15 protein-coding genes and 1 riboswitch are annotated in these 17185 nt (G+C 33.7%); of the genes, 13 read left to right on the top strand and 2 right to left on the bottom strand.

Annotation, left to right across the window (positions count from 1 at the left end; genetic code table 11):
* The first annotated feature begins 3 nt into the window (after positions 1-3).
* The 12 genes from cobA (at position 4) to D1818_RS10365 (ending at position 14551) form a co-directional block, all read left to right on the top strand.
* Positions 4-771 carry a uroporphyrinogen-III C-methyltransferase gene (gene cobA, locus D1818_RS10420; RefSeq protein WP_118458679.1) on the top strand — a complete coding sequence of 256 codons (768 nt, stop codon included), beginning with the start codon at positions 4-6 and terminating at the stop codon, positions 769-771.
* Positions 772-792: 21 nt separating this feature from the next.
* The gene (locus D1818_RS10415) at positions 793-1395 is read left to right on the top strand and encodes a bifunctional precorrin-2 dehydrogenase/sirohydrochlorin ferrochelatase (protein WP_118458677.1); all 603 of its coding nucleotides are present in this window, start codon (positions 793-795) and stop codon (positions 1393-1395) included.
* Complete coding sequence (locus tag D1818_RS10410) at positions 1382-2437, top strand: NAD(P)/FAD-dependent oxidoreductase (protein WP_118458675.1); 1056 nt, start codon at positions 1382-1384, stop codon at positions 2435-2437. Before D1818_RS10415 ends, D1818_RS10410 begins: the two co-directional genes overlap by 14 nt.
* A gap of 85 nt (positions 2438-2522) precedes the next feature.
* Positions 2523-2843: a 2Fe-2S iron-sulfur cluster-binding protein gene (locus D1818_RS10405; protein ID WP_118458673.1), complete on the top strand. Its 321-nt coding sequence runs from the start codon at positions 2523-2525 to the stop codon at positions 2841-2843.
* Between the two features lie 93 nt (positions 2844-2936).
* Positions 2937-3065: riboswitch (SAM riboswitch) on the top strand.
* Between the two features lie 190 nt (positions 3066-3255).
* Positions 3256-4257 carry a homocysteine S-methyltransferase family protein gene (locus D1818_RS10400; protein WP_118458671.1) on the top strand — a complete coding sequence of 334 codons (1002 nt, stop codon included), beginning with the start codon at positions 3256-3258 and terminating at the stop codon, positions 4255-4257.
* A 3-nt stretch (positions 4258-4260) separates the two neighbouring features.
* Positions 4261-7008 carry a methionine synthase gene (gene metH, locus D1818_RS10395; protein ID WP_118458669.1) on the top strand — a complete coding sequence of 916 codons (2748 nt, stop codon included), beginning with the start codon at positions 4261-4263 and terminating at the stop codon, positions 7006-7008.
* A gap of 200 nt (positions 7009-7208) precedes the next feature.
* Positions 7209-8162, top strand: a complete 954-nt coding sequence (gene metF, locus D1818_RS10390; RefSeq protein WP_118458667.1) for a methylenetetrahydrofolate reductase [NAD(P)H] — start codon at positions 7209-7211, stop codon at positions 8160-8162.
* A 53-nt stretch (positions 8163-8215) separates the two neighbouring features.
* The gene (locus tag D1818_RS10385) at positions 8216-9940 is read left to right on the top strand and encodes a RagB/SusD family nutrient uptake outer membrane protein (RefSeq protein ID WP_118458665.1); all 1725 of its coding nucleotides are present in this window, start codon (positions 8216-8218) and stop codon (positions 9938-9940) included.
* Between the two features lie 97 nt (positions 9941-10037).
* Complete coding sequence (locus tag D1818_RS10380) at positions 10038-11159, top strand: acyloxyacyl hydrolase (protein WP_118458663.1); 1122 nt, start codon at positions 10038-10040, stop codon at positions 11157-11159.
* Positions 11156-11905: a head GIN domain-containing protein gene (locus D1818_RS10375; RefSeq protein ID WP_118458661.1), complete on the top strand. Its 750-nt coding sequence runs from the start codon at positions 11156-11158 to the stop codon at positions 11903-11905. The genes D1818_RS10380 and D1818_RS10375 overlap by 4 nt, the downstream gene beginning before the upstream one ends.
* A 329-nt stretch (positions 11906-12234) precedes the next feature.
* Positions 12235-14160 (top strand): PAS domain-containing protein, encoded by a 1926-nt coding sequence (locus tag D1818_RS10370; RefSeq protein ID WP_118458659.1) that lies wholly within the window; start codon positions 12235-12237, stop codon positions 14158-14160.
* Complete coding sequence (locus tag D1818_RS10365; RefSeq protein ID WP_118458657.1) at positions 14147-14551, top strand: two-component system response regulator; 405 nt, start codon at positions 14147-14149, stop codon at positions 14549-14551. Before D1818_RS10370 ends, D1818_RS10365 begins: the two co-directional genes overlap by 14 nt.
* Positions 14552-14567: 16 nt before the next feature.
* Here D1818_RS10365 and gldA read toward each other — a convergent pair whose 3' ends face one another.
* On the bottom strand, positions 14568-15461 hold the full coding sequence (gene gldA / locus D1818_RS10360) for a gliding motility-associated ABC transporter ATP-binding subunit GldA (RefSeq protein WP_118458655.1): 894 nt from the start codon (positions 15459-15461) through the stop codon (positions 14568-14570).
* 72 nt (positions 15462-15533) lie between these two features.
* On the bottom strand, positions 15534-15995 hold the full coding sequence (locus D1818_RS10355) for an Lrp/AsnC family transcriptional regulator (protein WP_118458653.1): 462 nt from the start codon (positions 15993-15995) through the stop codon (positions 15534-15536).
* 185 nt (positions 15996-16180) lie between these two features.
* Here D1818_RS10355 and D1818_RS10350 point away from each other — a divergent pair, with 185 nt between their 5' ends.
* Complete coding sequence (locus D1818_RS10350; protein WP_199726262.1) at positions 16181-17155, top strand: NAD-dependent epimerase/dehydratase family protein; 975 nt, start codon at positions 16181-16183, stop codon at positions 17153-17155.
* Positions 17156-17185 lie beyond the last annotated feature (30 nt).

The raw sequence follows: 17185 nt of genomic DNA, 5'->3' as shown, positions 1-17185 counted from the left end.
GAAATGAGTAATAAAACGCCAAAATTAACAGTGGTAGGAGCGGGGCCGGGAGATCCAGATTTGATTACGCTTAAAGCAATCAAAGCATTGGAATCTGCAGATGTGGTTTTGTATGATGCACTTATCAATGAATCTTTATTGGAATATGCACCGAAGGCAGAAAAAATCTTTGTAGGTAAAAGAAAAGGATGTTATGCATATCAACAGGAACAGATTAATGAGTTAATTGTTAGCAGAGCTAAAACTCATGGACATGTAATACGATTAAAAGGAGGAGATCCGTTTATTTTCGGTCGCGGAGCAGAAGAAATTGACTATGTTCAAGAATTTGGAATAGAAACAAATATGGTTCCAGGTATATCATCATCTTTGGCAGTTCCTGCGTATCAAGGAATTCCTTTGACAAAAAGAGGTTCTTCAGAGAGTTTTTGGGTGATTACTGGGACAACGAAATCCCATAAATTATCGCAGGATGTTCGCCTGGCAGCAAAATCTAATGCAACTGTGGTAATTTTAATGGGGATGAGCAAGTTAAACGAAATAGTTAGTATCTTTGCAGCCGAAAATAAACAGGATGTTCCCGTCGCTATTATTCAGAATGGAACTACTGAAAATGAGCGGTTTGGGTTCGGTTCAATAAAAACAATAGAACAGGTTGTATCTGATAAAAAATTATCATCACCTGCTATAATTGTAATCGGTGAAGTAGTTGAGCAAAGAGTGAAATTAGCTTCGATTTATAAAGAAGTAAAAGAAGAAATCGTATCTTGATAGTTCAGGATAGCTATAAAGATGGAAGAAAGAAATAATTTATATCCGGTTTTTCTGAAAGTTAAAAACCTTGAAATCCTAATTGTTGGAGGAGGAAATGTAGCTGAAGAAAAACTTACGTTCTTATTGAAATCTAGTCCAGATGCTAAAGTAACAATGGTGTCTCCAATGTATCGAGAAGATACAGTTACATTGGCGAATAAGTTTGGGGTAGAAATGATTAAAAAGAAATATCACAGACGTTTTCTAAAAGGGAAACATATTGTGATTGCTACTACAGACGTTCCTAAGGTTAATGTACAAGTGTATAAAGACTGTAGAAAAAGAAGTAAATTGGTAAATGTAGCTGACAATCCTCCATATTGTGATTTTTATATGGGAGGTATTGTAACCAAAGGAAATGTGAAAGTGGCAATTTCGACTAACGGAAAGTCGCCCACTACAGCCAAACGATTGCGTCAGTTTTTCGAAGAAGTAATTCCAGAAAATATTGATGATTTGGTCAAAAATTTAAATGAATATAGAAAAACAATAAAAGGTGATTTCGAAGAAAAAGTGGAGACGCTTAATGAATTTACCAAAGGATTAATAGGAAAAAAAGAAGTTGAACATGATCAAGACTGATATTCTAATCATCGGAGCAGGACCAACAGGATTATTTACTGTTTTTGAAGCTGGATTACTAAAATTGAAAACACATCTTATTGATGCATTACCACAACCAGGTGGTCAGTGCTCTGAGATATATCCTAAAAAACCAATATATGATATTCCAGGATTTCCTGAGATTCTTGCGGGAGATTTAGTGAACAATTTAATGGAGCAAATAAAGCCTTTTGAACCTGGATTTACTTTGGGAGAGAGAGCCGAAACTATTGAGAAATTAGAAGACGATACTTTTTTGGTTACAACCAATAAGGGAACTCAGCATAATGCTCCTGTAGTTGCTATAGCTGGAGGGTTAGGTTCTTTCGAACCTCGTAAGCCACCTATTCCTAATATTATAGATTTTGAAGATAAAGGAGTTGCTTATATTATTCGCGATCCAGAAGTATATAGAGATAAAAGAGTAGTAATTGCGGGAGGAGGAGACTCAGCCTTGGATTGGACTATTTTCTTAGCAGACGTGGCTAGTGAAGTAACCCTTGTACATAGAAGAAATGAGTTCCGTGGAGCATTAGATTCTGTGGAAAGAGTAGCGGAATTAACCAAGTTAGGCAAGGTAAATCTAATTACTGAAGCGGAAGTGAAAGAACTAAAAGGAGATGATCACGTTACTGGTGTTGGTATCAAACATAAAACCGAAGGGGATATTCACTTAGATACAGATTACTTTATTCCTTTATTTGGGTTGTCTCCAAAGTTAGGACCTATCGGAAACTGGGGATTAGAGATCGAAAAGAACGCTATCAAAGTGGATAACTCTTATGATTATCAAACTAACATTCCTGGTATATATGCAATAGGAGATGTAAATACCTATAAAGGAAAATTAAAATTAATTCTTTCTGGTTTCCACGAAGCAGCTATTATGTGTCAGAGTGCATATCAAAGAATATTTCCGGACAAGAAGTATGTAATGAAATATACAACTGTTGGAGGTGTAGAAGGATTTGATGGTTCTAAAAAAGAAGCCAAAAAAGAAGTTGTAAAAGCGATAGTTTAAAATTTTAGAATAAAATAGTCCTCGCAGTATATACTAAATGATTTGGTATATTTGCGAGGATTTTTATACAATTAAGACAAGAAATATGTCAGACGTTACCATAAAGATAAAAGATAGAGAAGGAGAGATTCACGAAGTACAAGCTCCTACCGATATGGCCATGAACCTGATGGAAGTGTGTAAGGCTTATGAGCTTCCTGTAGAGGGAACTTGTGGAGGTATGGCAATGTGCGCATCTTGTCAATGTTATGTTTTATCTGATCATAAACTTCCTGAAATGAGTCAGGATGAGGATTTAATGTTAGCAGAAGCTTTTTATGTAGAGGATAATAGTAGATTAGGATGTCAGATTCCTATAACTCCAGAACTTGATGGCCTGGAAATAGAATTAGCTCCTGAATCCTAAAAAAACAGAATAAACTTGCAAAACAAAAGACTATACCTTTAATTTGTAAGCAGAATCACAGTGAAAACTGTTTAGTTCATAAATTTATTTAATATGTTATCAAGAAAGGTGGAGGGAATAGACCCTATGATACCTTAGCAACCCTTTACACGTTCTGATGCTTATCAGAATCTTAAAGAAGGTGCTACGTTCTATTCGTTTTAAATACGAAATAGATAACAATGACACATAGCAATTAGCTATTTCCATTTATTTTCTTGATACATATTAATTATATTCTCTTTATAAGGGAAACTTAATACTATTTAATAATGTTACACCGAGCTTCCTCTTGAGACGGATAAGTGTCGAAGTGTTTCTATTAATAATTTTTTTTAAAAGGCTTCGTCATGTTGAGCCTAACAGTGCGTAAATGAAAGATATAAAAAAAATACTTGAAGAAAGAATTCTGGTGCTTGATGGAGCAATGGGAACGATGTTGCAACGACATAAATTTACAGAAGAAGATTTTAGAGGGGAACGATTTAAAGATTGGCCCGTTTCTGTTCAGGGTAATAATGACTTATTGAGTATTACACAACCCGAAGCAATAAAAGGAGTACATAGATTGTATTTTGAAGCAGGAGCAGATATTATAGAAACCAATACGTTTTCTGGAACTACAATTGCGATGGCGGATTACGAAATGGAGGAATTAGTATATGAATTGAATTTTCAATCTGCAAAAATAGCAAAAGAGGTTGCAGATGAATTTACAGCGAAAGAGCCTCATAAACCACGTTTTGTAGCTGGGTCAATTGGCCCGACAAATAGAACAGCTAGCATGTCTCCAGATGTTAATGATCCAGGATTTAGAGCAGTTACTTTTGATGAACTTAGGATTGCTTATAAACAACAGGTCGAAGCGCTATTGGATGGAGGATCAGATATCCTTCTCGTTGAAACCATTTTTGATACTTTAAACGCTAAAGCAGCACTTTTCGCAATTGAAGAAGTAAAAGATGAAAGAAATATAGAAGTGCCAATTATGATAAGTGGTACGATAACTGATGCAAGTGGTCGTACACTATCAGGTCAAACAGCAGAAGCTTTTTTGATTTCCGTATCACATATTCCGATGTTATCTGTGGGGTTTAATTGTGCTTTAGGAGCTAGTCAATTAACTCCTCATTTAGAAGTGTTAGCTCAAAAAGCAAACTTTGGAGTTTCTGCACATCCAAATGCTGGATTACCAAATGCATTTGGTGAGTATGATGAAACTCCAGAACAAATGGCTTCTCAGATTAAGGAATATATGGATAAAAACTTAGTAAATATTATAGGAGGATGTTGTGGGACAACACCGGAACATATAAAAGCGATTGCAGATTTAGCCAAGAATTATAAACCAAGATTAGTAGAAGTTTTAGTATAGATTATGAGTACGGAGCAAAAAAGAAAATATCTAAAATTATCTGGACTGGAACCGATGATTGTTTCAGCAGAAACGAACTTTATCAATGTTGGTGAGCGAACCAATGTCGCGGGGTCTCGAAAATTTCTTCGTTTGGTAAAAGAGGAGAAATTTGATGAAGCCTTAGATGTAGCTAGGCATCAGGTAGAAGGAGGAGCACAGGTGATCGATATCAATATGGATGATGGTTTGATCGACGGTAAGGAGGCAATGGTGAGATTTTTGAATCTTATTATGGCAGAACCTGATATTGCTAGAGTTCCTATCATGATCGATAGTTCTAAATGGGATATTATTGAAGCAGGATTGCAAGTTGTTCAAGGAAAGTGTGTCGTTAATTCTATAAGTTTAAAAGAAGGGGAAGAAGAATTTATAACACACGCTAAAAAAATAAAGCGATATGGAGCAGCTGTAATAGTGATGGCCTTTGATGAGGTTGGTCAAGCTGATGACTATGATCGTCGTTTAGAAATCTCTAAAAGGTCTTATGATATTCTTGTAAATCAGGTCAATTTCCCGCCAGAAGATATCATTTTTGACCTCAATATATTCCCTGTTGCAACTGGGATGGATGAACACCGAAGGAATGCAATTGATTTTATTGAAGCAACAAGGTGGGTCCGTGAAAATCTTCCTCATTGTAGTGTAAGTGGAGGTGTTAGTAATGTTTCTTTCTCATTTAGGGGAAATGATAGGGTAAGAGAAGCTATGCATTCAGTATTCTTATATCATGCGATCAAGGCTGGTATGAATATGGGAATTGTAAATCCTGCTATGTTGGAGATATATGATGATATTCCTAAAGAATTATTGGACCACGTAGAAGATGTTATTCTGGATCGTAGAGAGGACGCTACAGAACGATTATTAGATTTAGCAGAATCTGTAAAAGGAACAAGTAAAGAGCGAGTAGTAGACCTTTCCTGGAGAGAAGAACCACTACAAGATCGAATTACTAGAGCCTTAGTAAAAGGTATTGATCAATATATAGTAGAAGATGTAGAAGAAGCAAGGCAAGCAGCAGATAAGCCCATTGAGGTAATAGAAGGCAATCTGATGACAGGGATGAATGTCGTAGGAGATTTATTTGGATCAGGTAAAATGTTCTTGCCACAAGTAGTAAAATCAGCCAGAGTAATGAAAAAGGCGGTGGCTCATTTATTGCCCTATATTGAAGAAGAAAAAAAGAAAAACCCTCAGTTAGCACAAGGAAATGGGTCTGCTGGCAAAGTTTTAATGGCAACAGTAAAAGGAGATGTGCATGATATAGGTAAAAATATTGTTTCGGTTGTGTTAGGGTGTAATAACTACGAAATTGTGGATATGGGGGTAATGGTTCCGCCAGAAAAGATTATTCAGACAGCTATTGACGAACAAGTAGATATTATTGGATTGAGTGGCCTAATTACACCATCACTTGATGAAATGGTGTTTTTAGCTAAAGAAATGGAACGTAGAAATTTTAAAGTTCCTTTATTGATTGGCGGTGCTACTACATCAAAAGCACATACCGCAGTAAAAATTGATCCACAATATAAAAATGCTGTGGTGCACGTAAATGATGCTTCTAGAGCGGTTACTGTGGTTGGAGATTTACTTAATAAAAGAAGTAACCAAAAATATGTAGGCGATCTTAAAGAAGATTATGAGAAGTTTAGAGAAGGCTTCCTTAAAAGAACAAAGCAAAAAGAATATTTAACGATTGAAGAAGCTCGTACAAATAAGTATTCAATTGATTGGAGTTCTTCTGAAATAATAGAACCAAATAAGTTAGGAATTCAGGTTATTGAAGATCTTGATTTAAGAAAATTAGAACCTTTTATTGATTGGACTCCATTCTTTAGATCGTGGGATTTACATGGTAAATATCCTGCAATATTAACTGACGAGGTAGTTGGTGAACAGGCTACTTCATTGTACAAAGATGCGCAAGAATTATTAGAAAAAGTGTTTGATGAAAAATTATTAGGAGCTAAAGGAGTTTATGGTTTGTTCAAAGCGAATACGGTAAATGACGATGATATTGAAGTGGAGTATAGTCGCGCTGATAAGTCCTTCGAAAATGCTAATGATAGTCTAAGTCAAAATGCTGATAATGAAACTTTCAAGTTTAGAACGCTTAGACAACAGTTAAAGAAGCATGCGGCTAAACCAAATTTTGCATTGGCAGATTTTATTGCACCAAAAGAATCAGGTTTACAAGATTATATAGGATGTTTTTGCGTTACTACTGGATTTGGAACTAAAGAATTGGCAGAAGCTTTTGAAGCAGATTTAGATGATTATAACTCAATTATGATTAAGGCATTAGCAGATCGTTTAGCGGAAGCATTTGCCGAGTACCTACATAAGAAAGTTCGAAAAGAAGATTGGGGTTATGCAATAGAAGAACAGCTTACAAATGATGAGTTGATTAAAGAATCTTATAAAGGAATACGACCAGCACCGGGATATCCAGCTTGTCCGGATCACTTAGAAAAACTTACTATTTGGGAATTATTGCAAGTCAATGAGAGAATAGGAGTAGAGTTAACAGAGAGTTTGGCGATGTGGCCAGCAGCTTCTGTATCTGGATATTACTTTGCAAATCCTGAAGCAAGATATTTTGGATTGGGAAAAATAAAAGAAGATCAGGTTAAAGATTTTGCAGAGCGTAAGGATATAGATTTAGAATATGCGAAGAAGTGGTTAAACCCGAACTTACAGGATTAAATTAAATGTAATGATAATTTCACGGTTTAAAAATCCATAGTTAATGCGTGAGGGATAGAACGGTATGTCTGAGCTCTTTTATGATCCTAATGAGCTTGTCGAAGTACGATCATAAAAAGCGAGTAGTGAAAGCCCGACCGGAGTGTAGCGGAGGTCACGCCAAAATAAATAAAAATACCAACTAAGAATTATAAAGAAGAATGAAAGTAACAGATCATATAAAAAAAGCAAAAGGGAAGACCTTGTTTTCTTTTGAATTAATACCACCACAAAAAGGAAGAAGTATACAGGAACTCTATGATAATATTGATCCTTTGATGGAATTTGATCCTCCTTTTATTGATGTGACTACTTCGAGAGAAGAATTTATTTATATCGATCGAGAAGGTTTATTAGATAAAAAGCTGACTCGTATGCGCCCAGGAACTGTTGGGATTTGTGCATCTATAACTCATAAGTATAATGTAGATACCATTCCACACGTACTTTGTGGGGGGTTTACAAAAGAAGAAACTGAGTATCTACTTGTAGATTGTCATTATTTAGGGATTGATAATGTAATGGCTTTGCGTGGCGATGCTATGAAAGAAGAAAAGTATTTTAACCCAACAAAAGGAGGGCATTGTTATGCTAACGAATTGGTGGAACAGATCGTTAACATGAATAACGGACGATTTCTCCATGAAGTAATTGAAAGTGATAATCAATCTGATTTTTGTATAGGAGTGGCAGGATATCCAGAAAAACATATGGAAGCCCCATCTATGGATTCTGATATTAGAAGATTGAAAGATAAAGTTGATGCTGGTGCGGATTATGTAGTAACGCAAATGTTTTTTGATAATAAAAGATATTTTGCCTTTGTAGAAAAAGCCAGAGAAGCCGGTATTAATGTGCCTATAATCCCAGGAATCAAACCAGTTGCGGTATCTAGACATTTACAGTTATTACCACAAGTTTTTAAATTGGATATGCCGGATGAGCTGGTAAGAGCAGTAGAAAGTTGTAAAACAAATAAAGAAATTAGACAAGTAGGAATTGAATTTGCGATACAACAATCCAAGGAGTTGATGGAATACGGAGTGCCCGTTTTGCATTATTATTCAATGGGTAAATCGGATAATATTAAGAAAATAGCTTCAGAAGTATTTTAATTACTCATAAATAAACTTTTATTTTGTAGCGATGTAATTTAATAAGTGATTTGATGAAAAATAGATTTTTTTTTCTCTTCGTTTTCGTTTTTGCTGTTTTTGGATGTAAAAACGATGACGACATTCAGGTGCGAACTGGAGATATAAAAATAACCGTACTAACCGAAAATAATACTATAGTTTTAGGTGCTATTGTTAAAATATTACCTAATGATATTGAAAAAATTACAAATGAAAATGGTGAGGTGTTTTTTGAGGACTTATCTGAGGGAACCTATACTGTTATTGTTAGCGTTCCAGGAGATACAATAAATGAAGAATTTGTCATAGAACCTGGTCAGCTTAACTTACTTACCATTTTAGTAGATGGTATAGTGGTTATTGAACCAGATCCTTTGGATATTAATTTTCTTATTAATACTATTTATGCCAGATTAAAAGATGATACGCTTTTTGATTCCGGCGGTTACTCAATGTATTGGGGGGATATAGGTGTAGATGTCGTTTCGACTAATACTACAGTTTCTTCTAATTATAGAGACTTAGATAAATTTGAACTTACACCAACCAATTCGATTATAAATGATGTTTGGGTTAGCCATTATGAAACTATAATAGAAGCTAATACAGGACTAGAATTTCTTGAATCAATTGATCCGATTTCCAATCCAGAGATAGACAAAGAGTTACTTACTGGTGAACTGCGATTTTTAAGGGCGTTATTATACTTTAATTTGGTAAAATTATATGGTAATCCAGTTTTGATCACTTCTGGAAATAATATTGATATTAGTAATCCTCCTATTTTCATTCAGGATACAGAACAAGTTTATGATTTGGTAGTTGAAGATTTACAGTATGCTCAAGATAATCTAGTGGTTTCTGGTCCTAATAATAGAGCATCGGTAGCAGCTGCTCAAGCATTATTGGGTAAGGTATATATCCAAATGGCGGGTTTTCCGCTTTTTCAAACTGATAAGTATCAAAAAGCATTAGAGGAATTTGAAAAGCTTAGAGGTGGGTTCAATTTAGAACCGAATTATGAAGATGTATTCGACGTGTCAAATGAAGTGAATAATAGTGAGGTTATTTTTTCAATAGATTTTAGTGCAGATAACCCTAATGAAGGGAGTAACTACGGTGTGCTTTGGGGTCCTTTGGGATTAGCTATAGAAGATAATCTACTATTGGTTCCTAGTTTTTTAGAAAATTATTTTGAAGGTCCGATAGATTTCCCATTAAACACAAATGATCAAAGGTTTAATCAAAATATAGCTACGTTTACAGTACAAAACGGTATGGTAACAAACACTGAAGATATAACCGATTGGCGACCTTATAAATTTAAAAAAGATGTATCATCACCAGTTATTAGAAATGGTGAATCTTTTGATTTTCCTTATTTACGTTATGCGGATATTCTTTTGTTGATTGCAGAAGCTGAAAACGCAATTAATGGACCCACGCCAGCTGCTTACGAAGCAGTTAATATGGTTAGAAGACGTGCCTTTGGTACAGCGGATTATGAATTAACAGAGGGGTTAAATCAAGAAGAGTTTTTAGAGGCAATTCTTAAGGAGCGTCAGGTGGAATTGTGTTTCGAGGGACATCGCAAAGATGATCTAATAAGAACACAAAAACTAGAATCAACAATTAATTCCTTTAATAATGACAACCCAGGAGATGTGAAAGATTTTCAATCTCACGAATTTATCTGGCCAATACCACAGATTGAGATTAATCTAAATCCCAACACAATTCAAAATCCAGGATATTGATTGTTTTAAAAGAATACTTATTTTGTTCTAAGTTTATTTCTAATAGTAAGCGAGAATTGACAAGAGCGTTTAAAAAGGTATTACTACATTTGTCGGAATGATTTTACGGACTACTATACTTTTTTTTATTATTTCTCTTCAAGGTTTTGCGCAATACGAAGACCAGACAGGTTCTGATCACAGTAAAGCATATTATAGTTTTGATGTAAATAACTTCTATGGAACTATCCTGAAGCATAATCCTGATATATCACATTTGATTACAGGACATCCATCAGGAGTTATTCTTTCTGTAAATCGAAAAACTTTTGGGAATAAGGAATGGCAACGATTGTATAATTCTCCTGATTATGGAGTGTCATTTATTTATCAAAATATGGATAATGAGTTTTTAGGTGAAAACTATGGACTCTATGCGCATTATAATTTTTATTTCTTCAATCGTGTTTTGATGCTACGACTAGGTCAAGGGTTAGGGTATACAACAAATCCTTACGATGAAGATAATAACTTTAGAAATGTAGCCTATGGTTCTCATTTTATGAGTTCTACTTTTGCCATGTTAAACTTGAAAAGAGAAAATATAATAGGCGGATTGGGTTTGCAAACAGGATTGGGAGTGATTCATTATTCTAATGCTAATTTTAAAGCACCTAATAAAAGTACGAACACCTTTGTTTTTAATGTTGGGATTAATTATGTGTTAGATACCCAATACCCTGAATATGTTGAAAAGGAAAAAGGTACCGTTAGGGGCTCTGAACCTATTGGTTATGGATTTATTTTTCGAGGTGGAGTTAATGAGAGTGATGTTGTAGGATCTGGTCAATATCCGTTTTATACAATTGCAGCATTTGCAGATAAACGATTGAATAAAAAGAGTAGCATTCAGTTAGGAGCAGAATTGTTTTTTTCAGAAGCTCTAGAAAGATTTATTGATTTTAGATCTACGGGAAATTTTAGAGGGGATGATACAACAGGTGATGAAGATTCGAAAAGAATAGGTGTTTTTTTAGGGCACGAATTAAGAATTAATAAAATATCAATACTTACTCAATTGGGTTATTACGCTTATTACCCCTATGATTTTGAGGGGCAAGTATACAATCGTTTCGGAGCACGATATTATTTCAATAAAAATATATTTGGATCAATTACAGTAAGGTCACACGCAGCTAAGGCAGAAGCTGTAGAGTTTTCAATTGGATACAGATTATGAAAAGAATAGCCCTTATAGTGTCAATGTTTTTAGTAATCGCTTGCGATACGGAAAACGCTTTAGACTGTTTTCAAAGAACAGGAGATATTATAACACAAGAAGTTGAGGTTGCTGATTTCACAAGAATTTTAGTGAATCCAGGTGTTGAATTAATCTTAAAAGAAGGGGAAACAACTTCTGTGATTATAGAAACTGGAGATAACTTGCTGAATGAGGTTTCTGCCATAGTAGAAGGAGGTCGTTTGATTTTGAGCAATACCAATGATTGTAATTTTGTAAGAGACTTTAACCAAACTAAAATTTTTGTTACGGCACCTAATATTACAGAAATCAGAAGTGCAACACAGTTTGATATTTCTTCAGATGGAATTTTAAGATTTCCTTCTTTGCGATTGTTATCGGAGGATTTTAACGAAGATAACGCGGGTAATATTACCGGTACTTTTACTATGCAGTTAGATGTTGAAGAATTAGATGTAGTAGGGAATAATATTGCATCGTTTTTTATCAAAGGGAGAGTGGAAGATCTTTATGTTGGTTTCTTTTCAGGTACCGGAAGATTCGAAGGAGCTAGTCTTATAGCGGAAAATGTGGGTATTTTGCATAGAGGAACAAATAAGATAATTGTGAACCCTCAACAATCGATTAAAGGAGAGATACTAAGTACTGGAGATGTTATTTCGGTAAATAGACCTTCAATAATAGAGGTTGAAGAGTTTTTTACTGGTAGATTGATATTTCAATAAACTATATTTTTATTTTAGTAAAGGGAATATTCTCTGTTTTTTTAAAATGAATTGAGCTTTCTTTGTTCAGGTAATTATTTTGTTTTTCAAGGTTTTCTTTGATGTTATTAACATTGTTAGATTTCTCTCATCTATATATTTTAAAGGGGTTACGTTGTTTTTTTGTTTCGATTAGTATAGTTTTTTAGATATTTTTTTAAAAAGAAATATACATTAATACCGTAAAATTATTGCGTCTTTATTGTTTAGTAATGTGGTTAATAATTCATAAATTGAAGTAACCCTTCTAATAGAATACCCCCCCATTATAAAATCTAAGGAATTACACTATGAAAGAACAAGAAAATATAGAATTAAAATCTATTTCAAGTGATAGAGAAAATTATTTAAAGAAGGAGTTATATGATCTCATCAAAAAAGATGATTCTATATTCGATTTTATACAACAAGGAGTGCTTGACGGGCTATGGTTTTGGGATCTATTAGATCCTGAAAATGTGTGGATGAATTCCAAGTATTGGACTACTTTTGGTTACGATCCTGAAAAAATGCCGCATACAGTGGATTCATATCAAAATATCATTTTTAAGGAAGATTTAAAAAAAGTATATGCCAATTTTGCTAGTCATGCTAAAGATCCTTCTTGTCCTTATGATCAAATAGTTAGATTTAGACACAAACTAGGGCACACAGTATGGGTTAGATGCAGAGGTGTCATGATACGTGATGATAAGGGAAAACCGATTAAAATGTTAGGTGCCCATACCGACATCACGGATATTAAAAATCACGAAGAAGAAATTAGGCTTCGGTCGGCTCTTTATGAACATATAATCGATGGCACAGATTTGGGCACTTGGCAGTGGAATGCACAAACGGGAGAAACAATTTTTGGCGAAAGATGGGCAGGGATTATTGGGTATTCTCTTTCTGAGTTAGAGCCGATTTCTATAGATACTTGGTTTAAATATGCACATCCTGAGGATGTTAAGAAGTCTAATTTGCGTTTGCAAGAACATTTTGAAGGAAAAACATCCATTTATGAATGTGAAGTAAGGATGAAACATAAAAATGGAGACTATGTTTGGGTGTTGACTAAAGGTAAAGTTGTTAGTTGGCATCAAGAAGGGATCCCAGAATGGGTGTTAGGATCGCATCAGGAAATAACCAAAAAGAAAAAAGATTTTGAGAGAAATAGACTTTTTATAGAGCAAACGCCAAGTGCTATTGCTATGTTTGATACAAACATGAATTATTTGGCAGCTTCAAAAAAATGGTTCGAGGTTTATAATATTAAAAATAAAAATATTATCGGGAAATCACATTTTGAAGTGCTACCTGAAATAGCAAAAAAATGGAAATTTAATTACCAAAAATGTTTTGAAGGAGAAACTATTAAAAATGAAGAAGAATGTATCGAAAGAAAAGATGGAACCGCACAATGGTTATCTTGGGAACTTTGTCCCTGGTATTCTAATGAAAATAAGATTGGAGGATTAGTAATTCATACTTCGGATATTACAGAAATTAAAAGAGAAAAGGAATTAAAATCATTATTAAAAATAGCTGAAGATCAGAATAGAAGATTGAAAAACTTTGCTCATATCGTTTCGCATAACCTTAAATCCCATTCTGGGAATTTCGAAATGCTATTAGACTTATTCTTACAGGAGAATCCAGAAATAGAGGATAATGAAATTATTAAACTTTTTAAAACAGCTTCGATTAATCTTTCTGATACTATAGCTCATCTAAATGAAGTAGTCTTAATTAATACTTCTTTAGATAAAAGCTTGGTTTCAATAGGGTTAAAAGATGTTATTGATGAAGTAATAAGAGGAGTTTCTGCTATAGCACTGGAGGCTAAAGTAGAAATTAATAATTTAGTTAGTAATGATCTAGATGTATTGGCTGTTCCGGCTTATTTAGATAGTATATTACTTAACTTTATAACAAATGGTATAAAGTATAGATCAAAGAAACGAAAAAACCATATTACCCTTAGTGCAATTAAAAATAATAGTTATGTAGTATTGTCTATAGAAGATAATGGACTAGGCATCGATTTGAACAAGCATAGGTCTAAATTATTTGGTATGTATAAAACATTTCATCCTAATGTCCAGAATGCTAGAGGAATTGGGTTGTTTATTACTAAAAATCAAGTAGAGGCAATTGGGGGTAAAATAGAAGTGACTAGTATAGTTAATAAAGGAACGACTTTTAAAATTTATATGAAGTATGAAAAGAATTGATATCGCTTGCGTTATAGATGACGATCCCATTTTTGTTTTTGGAATCAAAAAAGTTATGCAATTGATTAACTTTTGTGAAGGAATTATGGTTTTTAAAAATGGCCAGGACGCATTAAATAATTTGAGAGCAATTATTTCTGCAAAAGAAAAATTGCCAGATGTTATTTTGTTGGATTTAAATATGCCGATATTGGATGGGTGGCAGTTTCTGGATGAGTTTGTTAAAATACCTTGTGAGAAGGAAATACTTATTTATGTAGTTTCTTCATCTGTTGATCCAGAAGACGTATTAAGGGCTAAGTCCTTTGATGGAGTTAGTGATTACATCGTAAAACCTATATCCGTCGCAAAATTAAAGGAAGTTTTGTACAACTTTGAAAATGCCTTTTAGCTTTACTCTAAAAGCATTATTTAGTTAGTTCTCTAAATAAGCTCTCTAAATCTTTGTTTTTTCTTGAAAGTTGAAGAATTTTCAATTCATTATCATGTGCAAAATCAAAGACTACAGAGCGCATATCTGTTGTTGTATCAAATATGAGTTGATAAGCAAATCCATGAATGTTCTTAACATTTTTTATGTGGTCAAGTTTTAGTAAGAAAGCTTCCTCAACTCGATAGTCAAACTCCACCTCAATAATCTGATCCGTTTGATCCATCATTTCATTTAAGTTTTTATCAGCTACTATTACCCCTTGATCAATTATAATAACTCGATCACACATGGCTTCTACTTCTTGCATGATATGTGTAGAAAGGAAAACGGTTTTTTCCTTTCCGACGGATTTAATTAGTTCTCTAATCTCCACCAATTGATTAGGATCAAGACCTGTTGTAGGTTCATCAAGTATTAAAACTTTTGGATCATGTAATAATGCGCAAGCTAACCCAACCCTTTGACGATACCCTTTAGATAATTGGCCTATTTTTTTGTTTGATTCTGGTGTTAGACCAGTTAGTTTAATGACTTCTTCTATTCTAGATTTTGAAATTTTGTAAACCTGAGCATTAAACGATAAATATTCTCTTATGTACATTTCCAAATACAACGGATTGTGTTCAGGAAGATAACCTACACTACTCTGTACATCAATTGGTTGTGTGTTTATATCAAAACCATTTACCAACGCTTTTCCTTCTGAAGGATCCAAATATGTAGTTAGGATTTTCATCATTGTAGACTTACCGGCACCATTAGGGCCTAAAAAACCAACAATTTCTCCTTCATTTACTTCAAAAGAAACTTCTTTCAAAGCATTTTGTTGATCATATATCTTGGAAATATTCGAAACTGAAATCGACATGAAATAATTTTTATCAAAAATAGACAATAAAGTTTCCCATGCTAACGGGTTTTAGTGATATTTATGTTTTGATCAAATATAAAACTCAGAAGAATGTTTTATTTCTTTTAAAACAAACGTACTGTTTAAAACTCCAATATTTTCAATTTTAGAAAGCTTTGTCTTTACAAAATCGTGATACTCTTCCAGGCTTTTGGTATGGATTTTTAAGATAAAATCTACTTGTCCAGCCATATGATAGCATTCCTGAACTTCGTCTAAATTCTGAATCTGCTCTTCGAATTTCTCAATAAAAGCTTCATTGTGATATCTCATAGAAACCTGACAAATAGTAGTTATTGATCTGTCGATTAGCTTCTTATCAAGGATTGCTACATATTTTTTGATAAAGCCGTGTTTTTCTAACCGTCTAACTCTTTCATAAACAGGAGATGGTGTTAGATTGAGAATTGTGGCAATTTCTTTGGCTGTTTTTTTAGAATCTCTCTGAAGAATCCTAAGAATTGTAGTATCAGTTTGATCTAATTGTTCCATTTATTAGTGATAAAAAATTACTTTAAAATAGTGATTGAACTTATTGTAAAAGTAAATATAGCTTCTATTATTTGAATATAAAGGAATTATTACTTAGTTTTTTGTAAAAATCGGATATAAAAGTTGCTATTATTACTTTAGTAAGTGAATAATGCTTAATGAGTGTTAAAATTTTAAGAATGAAGATGGATACAAAAATTTTAGTAATTGGTGCAAATGGTCAACTGGGTTCTGTGTTGACTACGGAACTTAGGAAGAAATATACAATAGAGAATGTAATAGCTTCAGATCTTAAAGAGAATGATAATCATAAGGGTATATTTGAAGTTATAGACGCCACGGATAGGAATAGAATTCAGGAAGTTGTAGAAAGATATGGGATAACCCAAATATATCATTTGGCGGCCATTTTATCAGCGAAAGGTGAAGAAACTCCATTAACAACTTGGGACATTAATATGAAAACCTTGTTTAATGTGTTGGAAGTGTCTAGGAATAATAATATTGATAAAGTGTTTTTTCCAAGTTCCATTGCAGTTTTTGGTGAAGGTGCACCTTTGGATAACACACCAGATAATGCATATCTTAACCCAGCTACAGTATATGGTATAAGTAAAGCTGCCGGAGAAAATTGGGCGCAGTACTATTTTCTTAGATATGGTTTAGATGTTAGATCTATTCGATATCCCGGAGTTATTGGGTATCAATCACTACCTGGAGGAGGAACGACGGATTATGCTGTAGATATTTACCATAAAGCAGTATTAAAAGAAAAATTTAATTGCTTCTTGAAAGAAGAAGCAACACTTCCGATGATTTTTATGGATGATGCGATAAGAGCTACTATAGAACTAATGGAAGCGCCAAAGGAAAGTATAACCGTAAGAACCTCTTATAATATTGCAGGAATTAGCTTTTCTCCTGGAGAAGTTGTAGATGAAATTCGTAAATTATATCCTGATTTTAAAGTAAATTATAAACCAGATTTTAGACAAGAAATAGCTTCGAGATGGCCAAAATCAATTGATGATGCGTCTGCGGTAAAAGATTGGAGATGGCAATCGAAGTTTAATCTGAAAGATATTACGGAGATAATGATCCAAAAATTACAAGAGAGATATAAAAAAGGTTCACAAAATAAGGAGATTTTAATGTTTTAATTTTTCTTTTCTTGCTAGCTTATAAATACT

This window comes from Aquimarina sp. BL5, assembly GCF_003443675.1.
GTDB lineage: Bacteria > Bacteroidota > Bacteroidia > Flavobacteriales > Flavobacteriaceae > Aquimarina.
Note: the sequence above shows the minus strand (reverse complement) of the source record. Positions and strands in the feature narration are given on the sequence as shown.